This is a genomic window from Serratia sp. A07, from assembly GCF_058725505.1.
The window spans coordinates 177,868-191,209 of sequence record NZ_JBZXDO010000004.1 but is presented as its reverse complement, the minus strand read 5'-3'; the positions used below and the strand labels follow the sequence as shown (position 1 = coordinate 191,209).

At 61.4% G+C, this 13,342-nt stretch carries 9 protein-coding genes; 8 read left to right on the top strand and 1 reads right to left on the bottom strand.

Features of this window, described 5'->3' with window-relative positions; translation table 11 throughout:
- Positions 1-110 precede the first annotated feature (110 nt).
- The 3 genes from AC4PR2_RS06305 to rluA all read left to right on the top strand — a co-directional run bounded on the left by AC4PR2_RS06305 (position 111) and on the right by rluA (position 6,339).
- Complete coding sequence (locus AC4PR2_RS06305; RefSeq protein ID WP_337046785.1) at positions 111-2,477, top strand: DNA polymerase II; 2,367 nt, start codon at positions 111-113, stop codon at positions 2,475-2,477.
- A 247-nt stretch (positions 2,478-2,724) separates the two neighbouring features.
- Entirely contained in the window at positions 2,725-5,631 is a 2,907-nt protein-coding gene (gene rapA / locus AC4PR2_RS06300) for an RNA polymerase-associated protein RapA (protein WP_443014456.1), read from the top strand.
- A 57-nt stretch (positions 5,632-5,688) separates the two neighbouring features.
- Entirely contained in the window at positions 5,689-6,339 is a 651-nt protein-coding gene (rluA, locus tag AC4PR2_RS06295; RefSeq protein WP_197802375.1) for a bifunctional tRNA pseudouridine(32) synthase/23S rRNA pseudouridine(746) synthase RluA, read from the top strand.
- A gap of 45 nt (positions 6,340-6,384) precedes the next feature.
- Here rluA and djlA read toward each other — a convergent pair whose 3' ends face one another.
- A complete protein-coding gene (gene djlA / locus AC4PR2_RS06290; protein WP_015376627.1) occupies positions 6,385-7,206 on the bottom strand; it encodes a co-chaperone DjlA in 822 nt (273 codons plus the stop codon).
- 228 nt (positions 7,207-7,434) lie between these two features.
- On the opposite strand from djlA, the gene lptD reads away from it, so the two are divergent.
- From lptD to apaG, 5 genes are all read left to right on the top strand, one after another.
- On the top strand, positions 7,435-9,795 hold the full coding sequence (lptD, locus tag AC4PR2_RS06285; RefSeq protein ID WP_060422429.1) for an LPS assembly protein LptD: 2,361 nt from the start codon (positions 7,435-7,437) through the stop codon (positions 9,793-9,795).
- Positions 9,796-9,860: 65 nt separating this feature from the next.
- Positions 9,861-11,162, top strand: coding sequence for a peptidylprolyl isomerase SurA (gene surA / locus AC4PR2_RS06280; protein WP_048232625.1), 1,302 nt, complete (start codon positions 9,861-9,863; stop codon positions 11,160-11,162).
- Positions 11,149-12,141: a 4-hydroxythreonine-4-phosphate dehydrogenase PdxA gene (gene pdxA, locus AC4PR2_RS06275; protein ID WP_443014460.1), complete on the top strand. Its 993-nt coding sequence runs from the start codon at positions 11,149-11,151 to the stop codon at positions 12,139-12,141. Before surA ends, pdxA begins: the two co-directional genes overlap by 14 nt.
- Positions 12,134-12,952 (top strand): 16S rRNA (adenine(1518)-N(6)/adenine(1519)-N(6))-dimethyltransferase RsmA, encoded by an 819-nt coding sequence (rsmA, locus tag AC4PR2_RS06270; RefSeq protein ID WP_060422426.1) that lies wholly within the window; start codon positions 12,134-12,136, stop codon positions 12,950-12,952. Before pdxA ends, rsmA begins: the two co-directional genes overlap by 8 nt.
- Before the next feature lie 12 nt (positions 12,953-12,964).
- On the top strand, positions 12,965-13,342 hold the full coding sequence (apaG, locus tag AC4PR2_RS06265; protein WP_016929119.1) for a Co2+/Mg2+ efflux protein ApaG: 378 nt from the start codon (positions 12,965-12,967) through the stop codon (positions 13,340-13,342).

The window sequence follows — 13,342 nt, the reverse complement described above, 5'->3', positions numbered from 1 at the left end:
CAATGGACAATCACTGTATAAAAACCCATACTATAATTTATCTATATTAGCGCCAAAACCGACATCTCGCTGAATGTCGCGCACGCCGCCCGACGGAAGACGAAGGGGTTATGACAGCACTGCAACAGGGTTTCCTGCTCACTCGCCACTGGCGCGACACGCCCGCCGGCACCGAGGTCGAATTTTGGCTGGCGACCGACGCGGGCCCGCGTCAACTGCGCTTGCCGCCGCAAACCTCGGTGGCGTTTATCCCCGCGGAACACAGGCAGCGCGCGGAACTGCTGCTGCGCGAAGAACGGCAAGTCGAACTGAAACCGCTGGCGCTGACGGATTTTCATCACCGCCCGATGCTGGGGCTGTACTGCCGCCAGCACCGTCAGCTCATCAAACTGGAAAAGCTGCTGCGGGAAGGCGGCGTTACGCTCTACGAGGCCGACATTCGCCCGCCCGAGCGCTACCTGATGGAACGCTTCATCACCGCGCCGGTGTGGTTCAGCGGCCAGGGCAACGGCGGCGGGCCGTTGCTCAGCGGCCAGATGAAGCCGGCGCCGGACTACCGCCCGACGCTCAGGCTGGTGTCGCTGGATATCGAAACCACCGCCCACGGCGAACTTTACTCCATCGCGCTGGAAGGCTGCGGCCAGCGGCAGGTCTACATGCTGGGGCCGGCCAACGGCGGCGATGCGCCGCTGGATTTCGATCTGGAATACTGCGTCAGCCGCCCCCAGCTGCTGGAACGGTTGAACGCGTGGCTGGAGCGCCACGATCCTGACGCCATCATCGGCTGGAACCTGGTGCAGTTCGATCTGCGGGTGCTGCAAAAGCACGCCGAACGCTACCAGATCCCGCTGCGGCTGGGCCGTGGCGGCAACTTGCTGGAGTGGCGTGAGCACGGCTTCAAGCAGAACCACTTTTTCGCCGCCGCCGCCGGCCGCCTGATCATCGACGGCATTGAGGCGCTGAAATCCGCCACCTGGAACTTCCCCTCCTTCAGCCTGGAATACGTTTCGCAGGAACTGCTGGGCGAAGGCAAAGCGATCGACAACCCTTATCAGCGCATGGCGGAGATCGACCGACGCTTCGCCGAAGACAAGCCGGCGCTGGCCCGCTACAACCTGAAGGACTGCGAGCTGGTGACGCGCATCTTCGCCAAGGCCGATCTGCTCAACTTCCTGCTGGAACGTGCCACCGTCACCGGGCTGGCGGCCGATCGCAGCGGCGGATCGGTGGCGGCCTTCAGCCACCTCTATATGCCGCGCATGCATCGCCTGGGCTTTGTCGCCCCCAACCTCGGCGAACAGCCGGAGGAACACAGCCCCGGCGGCTTCGTGATGGACTCCCAGCCCGGCCTGTACGATTCGGTGCTGGTGCTGGACTATAAAAGCCTGTACCCGTCGATCATCCGCACCTTCCTGATCGATCCGGTCGGGTTGGTGGAAGGCATGCGCCACCCAAGCGACGCCGACTCGGTGCCCGGCTTTCGCAACGCCCGCTTCTCGCGCAGCAAACACTGCCTGCCGGCGATCGTCGAACAGATCTGGCAGGGGCGCGAGGCCGCCAAGCGCCAACACAATAAGCCCCTGTCGCAGGCGTTGAAGATCATCATGAACGCGCTGTACGGCGTGCTGGGATCGAGCGGCTGCCGCTTCTTCGATCCGCGGCTGGCGTCGTCGATCACCCTGCGCGGCCACGAGATCATGCGCCAAACCCGCGAGCTGATCGAAGCCGAAGGCTATCAGGTGATTTACGGCGATACCGACTCCACCTTCGTCTGGCTGAAACAGCCGCATGACGAGCAGCAGGCGGCGCAGATCGGCCGGGCGCTGGTGCAGCGGGTCAACGCCTGGTGGCAGCAGCATCTGCAGCAGCAGTTCGGGCTGGAGAACGCGCTGGAGCTGGAGTTCGAAACCCACTATTCCCGCTTCCTGATGCCGACCATTCGCGGAGCCGAACAGGGCAGCAAGAAGCGCTACGCCGGCCTGATCGCGCGTGCCGACGGTCAGGAAGAGATGGTGTACAAAGGCCTGGAAACGGTGCGCACCGACTGGACGCCGCTGGCGCAGCAGTTCCAGCAGCAGCTCTATCAACGCATCTTCAAACGGCAACCCTACCAGGACTATGTGCGCGACTACGTCGGCAAAACCCTGAACGGCGACTTCGACGAGCAGCTGGTGTACCGCAAACGCCTGCGCAGAAAGCTCGACGACTATCAGCGCAACGTACCGCCGCACGCCCGCGCCGCGCGCATCGCCGACGACTACAACCGCAGCCAGGGGCGGCCGCTGCAGTATCAGAACGGCGGCTGGATCAGCTACGTGATGACCGTCGCCGGGCCGGAACCGCTGGAAACTCGCCATTCGCCCATCGACTATCAGCATTACCTCGAACGTCAGCTGCAACCGGTGGCAGACGCTATACTCCCTTTCTTGCACGACGATTTCACCACGCTGGTCACCGGGCAGATGGGGCTGTTTTGAGATTGCGCCAGGTTAAGAAAAATCATCCGGTTTTGCAGGTGACGAACGCGCCGCCTTCCATTACCATAGCGCCCTTCCCAAAACTGAACCACGCTTAGCCCTGCCGTCTCGCGACGTCTGCATGGCGTGAACGGCTATTGCCCGTCAAATTTAAAACAAACCGGGATTAGCAGACGTTCAGTACAGGTGCCGCGGCCCTTCCCGCCCGGTAACAAGACTTACTTACAAAGAATCGAGCCGACAATATATGCCTTTTACTCTTGGTCAACGCTGGATCAGCGACACGGAAAGCGAATTAGGACTGGGCACCGTCGTGGCGCTGGACGCGCGCATGATTACCCTGCTTTTCCCCGCCACCGGTGAAAACCGCCTCTATGCCAGAAACGATTCGCCGATCACCCGCGTGATGTTCAACCCGGGCGATACCGTCAGCAGCCACGAGGGATGGCAGCTGCAGGTGGAAGAGGTGAAAGAGGAAAACGGTCTGTTGACCTATATCGGCACCCGCCAGGACACCCAGGAAAGCGGCGTGGCGATGCGCGAAGTCCTGCTGGACAGCAAGCTGACCTTCAGCAAACCGCAGGATCGTCTGTTCGCCGGCCAAATCGACCGCATGGATCGTTTCGCGCTGCGTTTCCGCGCGCGCAAATACCAGAGCGAGCAGTATCGCCTGCCGTTCGCCGGCCTGCGCGGCATGCGCGCCAGCCTGATCCCGCACCAGTTGCACATCGCCCATGAAGTCGGCCAGCGCCATGCGCCGCGCGTCCTGCTGGCGGACGAAGTCGGCCTCGGAAAAACCATCGAAGCCGGCATGATCATCCACCAGCAGCTGCTGGCGGGCCGCGCCGAGCGCGTGCTGATCGTGGTGCCGGAAACGCTGCAGCACCAGTGGCTGGTGGAGATGATGCGCCGCTTCAACCTCTACTTCTCGCTGTTCGACGACAGCCGCTACGCCGAAGCCAAGCTCGACAGCAGCAACCCGTTCGAAACCGAACAGCTGGTGATCTGCTCGCTGGACTTCGTGCGCCGCAACAAGCAGCGCCTGGAAGAGCTGGCAGACGCCCAGTGGGATCTGCTGGTGGTCGACGAAGCGCACCACCTGGCCTGGAGCGAAGAAGCGCCGAGCCGCGAATATCAGGTGATCGAACAGCTGGCCGAGCATATCCCCGGCGTGCTGCTGCTGACCGCCACCCCGGAGCAGCTGGGCCAACAGAGCCACTTCGCGCGCCTGCGCCTGCTCGATCCAAACCGTTTCCACGACTACGGCGAGTTCGTCGCCGAGCAGCAGAAATACCGCCCGGTGGCCGACGCCGTCACCCTGCTGCTGAGCGGTGAGCGCCTGGCCGACGACAAATTGAACCTGCTGGGTGAGCTGATCGATGAGCAGGACATCGAACCGCTGCTCAAAGCCGCCAACAGCGAGGGCGACAACGCCGAGCAGGCGCGCCAGGAACTGGTCACCATGCTGATGGATCGCCACGGCACCAGCCGCGTGCTGTTCCGCAACACCCGTAACGGCGTGAAGGGCTTCCCGCACCGCAACCTGCACCAGATCAAGCTGCCGTTACCGACCCAGTATCAGACCGCGATCAAAGTCTCCGGCATCATGGGCGCCAAGAAGTCCGTCGAAGCGCGCGCGCGCGACATGCTGTACCCAGAGCAGATCTACCAGGAATTCGAAGGCGAAAACGCTACCTGGTGGAACTTCGACCCGCGCGTCGAGTGGCTGCTGGACTACCTGCTGGCCAACCGCAACGAAAAAGTGCTGGTGATCTGCGCCAAGGCCGACACCGCGCTGCAGCTGGAGCAGGTACTGCGCGAGCGTGAGGCGATCCGCGCCGCGGTGTTCCACGAAGGGTTGTCGATCATCGAGCGCGACCGCGCCGCCGCCTACTTCGCTTCCGAAGAGGAAGGCGCACAGGTGCTGCTGTGTTCCGAGATCGGCTCCGAAGGCCGCAACTTCCAGTTCGCCAGCCAGCTGGTGATGTTCGATCTGCCGTTCAACCCGGATCTGCTGGAGCAGCGTATCGGCCGTCTGGACCGTATCGGCCAGATGCACGATATCCAAATCATGGTGCCTTACCTGGAGCACACCGCGCAGGCGGTGCTGGGCCGCTGGTTCCACGAGGGGCTGGACGCCTTCGAACACACCTGCCCGACCGGCCGCACCATCTACGACAGCTGCTACGAGCAGTTGATCGGCTATCTGGCCGCGCCGACCGAGCAGGAAGGCTTCGACGAATTCATCCACGCCTGCCGCCAGCAGCACGATCAGTTGAAAGCGCAGCTGGAACAGGGCCGCGACCGCCTGCTGGAGATGCACTCCAACGGCGGCGACAAAGCCCAGGCGCTGGCCGCCGCCATCGCCGAGCAGGATAACGACGTCAATCTGGTGGGCTTCGCGCTCAACCTGTTCGACATCGTCGGCATCAATCAGGAAGACCGCAGCGACAACCTGATCGTGCTGACGCCGTCCGATCATATGCTGGTGCCGGACTTCCCGGGCCTGCCGCAGGACGGCTGCACCGTCACCTTCGACCGCGATCGGGCGCTGTCGCGCGAAGACGCGCAGTTCGTCAGCTGGGAGCATCCGATCATCCGCAACGGCCTGGATCTGATCCTGTCCGGCGACACCGGCAGCTGCGCAGTGTCCCTGTTGAAAAACAAAGCGTTGCCGGTCGGCACCCTGCTGGTTGAGCTGGTTTACGTGGTAGAAGCCCAGGCGCCGAAGCACCTGCAGCTGACCCGCTTCCTGCCGCCGACGCCGATCCGCATGCTGATGGACCGCAAGGGCACCAACCTGGCGGCGCAGGTCGAGTTCGAAAGCTTCAACCGCCAGCTGAACGCGGTCAACCGCCACACCTCCAGCAAGCTGGTCAACGCCGTGCAGCAAGACGTGCACGCCATGCTGCAGCAGGCGGAAAGCCTGGTGGAAGCGCAGGCGCGCACGCTTATCGAACAGGCGAAGCAAGAGGCGGACGACAAGCTGAGCGCCGAGCTGGCGCGTCTGGAAGCGCTGAAGGCGGTCAACCCGAACATCCGCGACGACGAAGTCGAAGCGCTGGAGTTCAACCGCCGTCAGGTGCTGGCCAACCTCAATGAAGCCGGCTGGCGCCTGGACGCCATTCGTCTGGTGGTGGTCACCCACCAGTAACCGGCGCGACGCGGGGAGGCAACCGCCTCCCCGTTCGGCCCTTATCGCGGAGCCAAGATGGAACCCTACAATCCCCCGCAGGACCCGCTGCACATCCTTTATCAGGATGAACACATCATGGTGGTCAACAAGCCCAGCGGCTTGCTGTCGGTGCCCGGCCGCGCGCCGGAAAACAAAGACAGCCTGATGACCCGTATTCAGGCCGCTCATCCGGCCGCCGAATCGGTGCACCGGCTGGACATGGCCACCAGCGGGGTGATCGTGGTGGCGCTCAACAAGGCCGCCGAGCGTGAGCTGAAGCGTCAGTTTCGCGAACGCGAACCGAAGAAATCCTATATCGCCCGCGTTTGGGGGCATATGGAGCATGACGAAGGGTTGGTGGACTTGCCGCTGATCTGCGATTGGCCGAACCGGCCGCTGCAGAAAGTGTGTTTTGACACCGGCAAAGCGGCGCAAACGGAATATCGGGTGCTGTCGCGCGACGCCGACGGCAGCACCCGCGTGAAGCTAACGCCGATCACCGGCCGCTCGCACCAGCTGCGGGTGCACATGCTGGCGCTGGGGCATCCGATCCTCGGCGACGGTTTCTACGCCCCGCCGGAGGCCAAGGCGATGGCGCCGCGGCTGCAACTGCATGCGCAAGAGCTGCGCATCACCCACCCCGCCTTCCAGACGCCGATGCACTTTCGCGCCGAGCCGGATTTCTAAGGCTAAAACCCAACGGGCCCAGCATACCGGGCCCGCTTACATCGCTTATTTAAAGCCTTTCTCACGTTTGATCAGGTCGTACGCCGCCTGAATCTCCTGCGCTTTCTGCTTGGCCATTTCCATCATCTGCGGCGGCAAGCCTTTCGCCACCAGCTTATCCGGATGGTGTTCGCTCATCAGTTTGCGGTAGGCGCGTTTGATGGTGGCGGCATCGTCGCTGCTGCGCACGCCGAGCACCTTGCACGCGTCGTCGAGCGTCGGGCCGCGCTGAGCCTGCTGATAGCCGCCCTGCGAATACCCGCCCTGCTGACCGCCGCCGAACTGGCGCCCACCTTCCATCATGCTGAGGAACTGGTCGAACTGCGCGCGTGAAATACCCAGCTCCTCGGCGATGACGTACAGCACCTGGCGTTCGTTCGGGTGCAGCGAGCCGTCGGCGAACGCCGCCTGAATCTGAATTTCCAGAAACATCCGAATCAAATCGAAGCGGCCAAAACAGATGCTGCGGAACTGCTGCAGCGTCTCACGCAGCGGGAACTGACTCTGTTTGCCCTCGCGGAACGCCTGCTGCGCCGCGGTGCGCGCTTCGCCATGCAGCTGCAGGCGATCCATGAACAGGCTGGCGATCTGGATATCCGCCTCGGTAACGCGTCCTTTGGATTTGGTCAGGTGGCCCATCACCTGAAAAGTGGTGCGGAAAAACAGCGTTTGCCGCGTTTGCTGGTCGGTGAAGAACCCCCGGCTGCGCTTGTTGCTGCGCGCCGTATCGATCATATGACCGATAATCAGCCCCAGAACTACACCCCAGAATCCCGCGCCAGACCAGATGGCGACGATGACGCCGAGCAGTTTTCCCCAATACTGCATATACTCCTCAATTATCATGCCGAAAGCCGCCCACTCCCCTTCGCTTCAGGAAAGGGTGCAGGCGATTTTTCCTAGAATTTGGATTATCATACCTGTCATTTATCTTTGCGCCTAACGACGACGCAAGTAAACGGCTGGATTTAGCACTAGCGCAACGCAGATGAGTAATATAGTCTCTGACCGTTTGCCGGACATGACGCCTCTGATGACGGAACACCAAAACCGCGTATGAAAAAAAGTTTCCCAACACTGCTGGCCACGATGATTTGGACGGCACTCTACAGTCAGCATGCGCTGGCTGATCTGGCCGAGCAATGCATGCTTGGCGTTCCCGTTTACGACAAGCCTTTGGTCAGCGGCGATCCGAACAGCCAACCGGTGACGATCAATGCCGATGACTCGCGCGCCGACTACCCGAAAAGCGCCCTGTTCAGCGGCAACGTGCGCGTCGAGCAGGGCAACAGCACCCTGACCGCCAAAGAAGTTGAGCTGAACCAGACGGAAAAACCCGGCCAGACGGAGCCGGTGCGTACCGTCACCGCCACCGGCGACGTGCACTACAGCGACAATCAGATCAAACTGAAAGGCCCGAAGGCCTGGTCGAACCTAAACACCAAAGATACCGACGTCTATGAAGGCGACTACCAGATGGTAGGCCGTCAGGGGCGCGGCGACGCCGACAAGATGAAGATGCGCGGCGCCAACCGTTACACCATTCTGGAAAACGGCACCTTTACCTCCTGTCTGCCGGGCGACGACAGCTGGAGCGTGGTCGGCTCCGAAGTGATCCACGATCGCGAAGAACAGGTGGCGGAAGTGTGGAACGCCCGCTTCCGCATCGGCGGCGTGCCGGTGTTCTACAGCCCGTACCTGCAGCTGCCGGTCGGCGACAAGCGCCGTTCCGGCTTCCTGATCCCGAACGCCAAGTACGGCAGCAACAACGGCTTCGAGTTCATGTTGCCGTACTACTGGAACATCGCGCCGAACTACGACGCCACCATCACGCCGCACTATATGTCCAAGCGCGGCCTGCAGTGGCAGACCGAGTTCCGTTATCTGGTGCAGCCGGGCCTCGGCCTGATGGAGTTCGACTGGCTGCCGGACGACAAGGAATACGGCAAAGATCATGACGACAACAAACGCTGGTTGTTCTACTGGAACCACAACGGCGTCATGGATCAGGTGTGGCGCTTCAACGTCGACTATACCAAGGTCAGCGACTCTAAATACTTCACCGACCTGGACTCCAAGTACGGCTCCACCACTGACGGCTACGCCACGCAGAAATTCAGCCTCGGCTATGCCAACGAGAACTGGAACGCCACGCTGAGCTCCAAACAGTTCCAGATTTACGACGACACCGATCGTTCACAGTCGGACTCGTATAAAGTCCAGCCACAGCTGGATCTGAACTACTACAAGAACGACCTCGGCCCGTTCGACTTCCATATCTACGGTCAGGCGGCCAAGTTCACCAGCGTCAACCCATACAGCCCGGACGCCACCCGTCTGCATATGGAGCCGACGCTCAACCTGCCGTTGACCAACGGCTGGGCCAGCCTGAACACCGAAGCCAAGGTGATGGCGACCCATTACCAGCAGGATATTCCTGACGGTTTCGCCGCCAACTACCAGAGCCGTAAAGGCGTCGCTGCACCGGAACTTGATGACTCGGTCAACCGCGTACTGCCGCAGTTCAAGGTTGACGGCAAGCTGGTATTCGAACGACCGATGATCTGGGCCGAAGGCGCCACCCAGACGCTGGAGCCGCGCGTGCAGTACCTGTACGTGCCGTACCGCGACCAGAGCAACATCTACACCTACGACACCACGCTGCTGCAGACCGACTACTCCGGCCTGTTCCGCGACCGCACCTACAGCGGCCTGGATCGCATCGCTTCGCAGAACCGCGTTTCCACCGGTTTGACCACCCGCATTTATGATGACGCGCTGGTTGAACGTTTTAACGCTTCCGTGGGTCAAATCTACTACTTCAGCCGTTCGCGCACCGGCGACCAGGTAACCGGGTACGACAACAACGACGATACCGGCAGCGTGGCCTGGGCCGGCGATACCTATTGGAAAATCGACGATCGTTGGGGCCTGCGCGGCGGCCTGCAGTACGACACCCGCCTGAACAGCGTCTCGCTGGGCAACGGCGTGGTGGAATACCGCCAGGATGCCGAGCGCGTGGTGCAGCTGAACTACCGTTACGCCACGCCGGAATATATCCAGACGGCGTTGAACACCAAAACGGTTCCGGCCTTCCAGGACGGCATCTCGCAGGTGGGCATCACCGGCAGCTGGCCGATCGCCGATCGTTGGGCGGTGGTCGGGGCGTATTATTACGACACCCGCGCCAAACAATCCGCCGATCAGCTGGTGGGGCTGAAGTACAACACCTGCTGCTGGGCAGTGACCCTGGGCTATGAGCGCAAGATCACCGACTGGAACAACAGCAACAATACCAGCGTTTACGACAACAGAGTTTCGTTCAACGTCGAACTGCGCGGCCTGAGCAGCGATCATAGTCTCGGCTCCGCAGAAATGCTGCGCTCCGGCATTCTGCCGTATCAGCGCGCATTCTGACGCTTTGCAACACTTTGAAAACGAGAACTTTCACCCGCATTTGCGGATTACATAATGGGAAATGTATGAAGAACTGGAGAACGCTTATTCTCGGATTGGTGGTTTGCGCCAATGCCGCGTTCGCAGCACCCCAAGAAGTGGATAAAGTCGCCGCCGTCGTGGATAACGGCGTGGTACTCGAAAGCGACGTCAACGGTCTGTTGCAGTCAGTGAAGCTCAACGCCCAGCAGGCCGGCCAACAGCTGCCGGACGACAAGACGCTGCGCCATCAGATCATCGAACGCCTGATCATGGATAACATCCAGCTGCAGATGGCCAAGAAAATGGGCATCACCGTGTCCGACGCCGATCTGGATAAAGCGATCGCCAATATCGCCGCACAAAACAAGATGAGCGTCGATCAGCTGCGCAGCCGCCTGTCGTACGAAGGGTTGAACTACAACACCTACCGTTCGCAGATCCGCAAAGAGATGCTGATCTCCGAAGTGCGTAACAACGAAGTGCGCCGCCGCGTCACCATCCTGCCGCAGGAAGTGGACTCGCTGGCCAAACAGGTGGGCGCGCAGAACGGCAGCGACACCGAAATGAACATCAGCCACATCCTGATCCCGCTGCCGGAGAACCCGTCTCAGCAGCAGGTCGACAAAGCCGAAGAGCTGGCCAAACGCCTGGTGGGCGAGATCAACAGCGGCGCCGACTTCGGCAAGCTGGCGATCACTTACTCCGCCGACTCTCAGGCGCTGAAAGGCGGCAACATGGGCTGGGGCAAGCTGCAAGAGATCCCGACCCTGTTCGCGGAACGTCTGGTGAGCGCCAAGAAAGGCGACGTCGTCGGCCCAATCCGCTCCGGCGTCGGCTTCCACATCCTGAAAGTGAACGACATCCGCGGCGCGAGCCAGTCGGTGTCGGTTACCGAAGTGCACGCCCGTCACATCCTGCTGAAACCTTCGGTGGTGCTGACCGACGATCAGGCGCGCGCCAAGCTGCAATCCGTTGCGGAAGCGATCAAGAGCGGCCGCGCCAAGTTTGCCGACGAAGCCAAACAGCTGTCGCAGGATCCGGGTTCCGCCATGCAGGGCGGCGATCTGGGCTGGGCTTCCCCGGACATCTACGATCCGGCCTTCCGCGATGCATTGCTGAAGCTGAGCAAGGGTGAAATCAGCGCGCCGGTCCACTCCTCCTTCGGTTGGCACCTGATCCAGCTGCTGGATACCCGCCAGGTGGATAAGACCGACGCCGCGCAAAAAGATCGCGCTTACCGCATGCTGTTCAACCGCAAGTTCGCCGAAGAAGCACAGACCTGGATGCAGGAACAGCGCGCCCAGGCTTACGTGAAGATCCTCGATGGCAGCGATGCACAGCAATAAACGCGTCGTCATTACCCCCGGCGAACCCGCCGGGGTAGGGCCGGATTTGGTGGCAGCGCTGGCGCAACAGTATTGGCCTGTTGAGCTGGTGGTGTGCGCCGATCCTGCCCTGCTGCTTGAACGCGCCCAACTTTTGGGCCTGCCGCTGACGCTGCGCGACTACCAGCCGCAGCAACCGGCCGAAGCACAACGCGCCGGCACGCTGACCGTGCTGCCGGTCCCGCTCGCTCACCCGGTCACCGCCGGGGAGCTGAACGTCGGCAACAGCGCCTACGTGGTGGAAACCCTGGCGCGCGCCTGCGACGGCTGCCTGAACGGCGAATTCGCTGCGCTGATCACCGGCCCGGTGAACAAGGGCGTGATCAACGACGCCGGCGTGCCGTTTATCGGCCATACCGAATTCTTTGCCGATCGCAGCCGCTGCGATCGCGTGGTGATGATGCTCGCGACCGAAGAGCTGCGCGTGGCGCTGGCGACCACCCACCTGCCGCTGCTGGCGGTGCCGGGCGCCATCACGCAACAGAGCCTGTTCGAAGTCATCCGCATCCTCGACCACGATCTGAAAACCAAATTTGGCATCGCCCGGCCGCACATTTACGTTTGCGGTCTGAATCCCCACGCCGGGGAAGGCGGCCATATGGGGCACGAAGAGATAGACACCATCATCCCGGCGCTCGACGTGCTGCGCGCTGAGGGCATCCATCTTGTCGGCCCGCTGCCGGCGGACACCCTGTTCCAGCCCAAATATCTGCAAGATGCCGATGCGGTGCTGGCGATGTATCACGATCAGGGGCTGCCGGTGCTAAAATACCAAGGGTTCGGCCGCGCGGTGAATATCACCCTCGGTTTGCCTTTCATACGCACCTCGGTCGACCACGGTACCGCTCTGGAACTGGCCGGCACCGGCACCGCCGATGTCGGCAGTTTCCAAACGGCCCTGAATCTCGCCATTAAAATGATAATTAATTGTAATGAATAACAGAGTCCACCAAGGGCACTTTGCCCGCAAACGCTTTGGACAAAACTTTTTAACCGATCAGTTTGTCATCGATAGCATTGTCTCCGCCATTCACCCGCAGCCGGGCGAAGCGGTGGTCGAGATCGGCCCCGGCCTCGGCGCCCTGACCGAGCCGGTCGGCGCACGCATGGACCGCATGACGGTGATCGAACTGGACCGCGATCTGGCCACCCGGCTGGAGAACCACCCGCGGCTGAAAGACAAGCTGACCATCCACCAGCAGGACGCCATGACGGTGAATTTCGCCGAACTGGCCGAGGAAGCTGGCCAACCGCTGCGCGTATTTGGTAACCTGCCGTACAATATTTCGACGCCGCTGATGTTCCACCTTTTCAGCTATACTCAGGCAATCCGCGACATGCACTTTATGTTGCAAAAAGAGGTGGTCAACCGTCTGGTGGCCGGCCCGAACAGCAAGGCCTACGGGCGTTTGACCGTGATGGCGCAGTACTACTGCAACGTCATTCCGGTGCTGGAAGTGCCGCCGACCGCGTTCGCGCCGCCGCCGAAGGTCGATTCCGCCGTGGTGCGCCTGGTGCCGCACAGCGTGCTGCCGAACCCGGTGGGCGACGTGCGCATGCTGAGCCGCATCACCACGCAGGCGTTCAACCAGCGGCGGAAAACCATCCGCAATAGCCTGGGCGACCTGTTCACGCCGGAGCAGCTGACGGAGCTGGGCGTCGATCCTTCGCTCAGAGCAGAAAATATTTCTGTGGCGCAGTACTGCAAGCTGGCGAACTGGCTGTCAGCCAATCCGACGCCGCAGCAATAAGGAGTTGTTGTCATGATTGATTCGCCCCGCGTGTGTATTCAGGTTCAGAGCATCTATGTGGAATCACAGTCGATCCCTGAAGAAGAGCGTTACGTCTTCGCCTATACCATCACTATCCGCAATCTGGGGCGGACCGACGTGCAACTGCTGGGCCGTTACTGGCTGATCACCAACAGCAACGGCCGCCAAACCGAAGTTCAGGGCGAAGGCGTGATCGGCGAACAGCCTGTCATTCCGCCCGGCGGAGAGTTTCAGTATACCAGCGGCGCGATTCTGGAAACGCCGCTGGGCACCATGGAAGGCCATTACGAAATGGTGGACCATCAGGGTCAACCGTTCCGCACCGCTATTCCCGTGTTTCGCTTAGCCATTCCAACGCTGATCCATTAA

What these genes read in the sequence shown, in the direction of transcription:
- djlA (WP_015376627.1), bottom strand. Translation starts at nt 7,206, where the DNA reads ATGCAGTATTGGGGAAAACTGCTCGGCGTCATCGTCGCCATCTGGTCT.
- lptD (WP_060422429.1), top strand. Translation starts at nt 7,435, where the DNA reads ATGAAAAAAAGTTTCCCAACACTGCTGGCCACGATGATTTGGACGGCA.
- rluA (WP_197802375.1), top strand. Translation starts at nt 5,689, where the DNA reads ATGGAACCCTACAATCCCCCGCAGGACCCGCTGCACATCCTTTATCAG.
- pdxA (WP_443014460.1), top strand. Translation starts at nt 11,149, where the DNA reads ATGCACAGCAATAAACGCGTCGTCATTACCCCCGGCGAACCCGCCGGG.
- surA (WP_048232625.1), top strand. Translation starts at nt 9,861, where the DNA reads ATGAAGAACTGGAGAACGCTTATTCTCGGATTGGTGGTTTGCGCCAAT.
- rsmA (WP_060422426.1), top strand. Translation starts at nt 12,134, where the DNA reads ATGAATAACAGAGTCCACCAAGGGCACTTTGCCCGCAAACGCTTTGGA.
- apaG (WP_016929119.1), top strand. Translation starts at nt 12,965, where the DNA reads ATGATTGATTCGCCCCGCGTGTGTATTCAGGTTCAGAGCATCTATGTG.
- rapA (WP_443014456.1), top strand. Translation starts at nt 2,725, where the DNA reads ATGCCTTTTACTCTTGGTCAACGCTGGATCAGCGACACGGAAAGCGAA.
- AC4PR2_RS06305 (WP_337046785.1), top strand. Translation starts at nt 111, where the DNA reads ATGACAGCACTGCAACAGGGTTTCCTGCTCACTCGCCACTGGCGCGAC.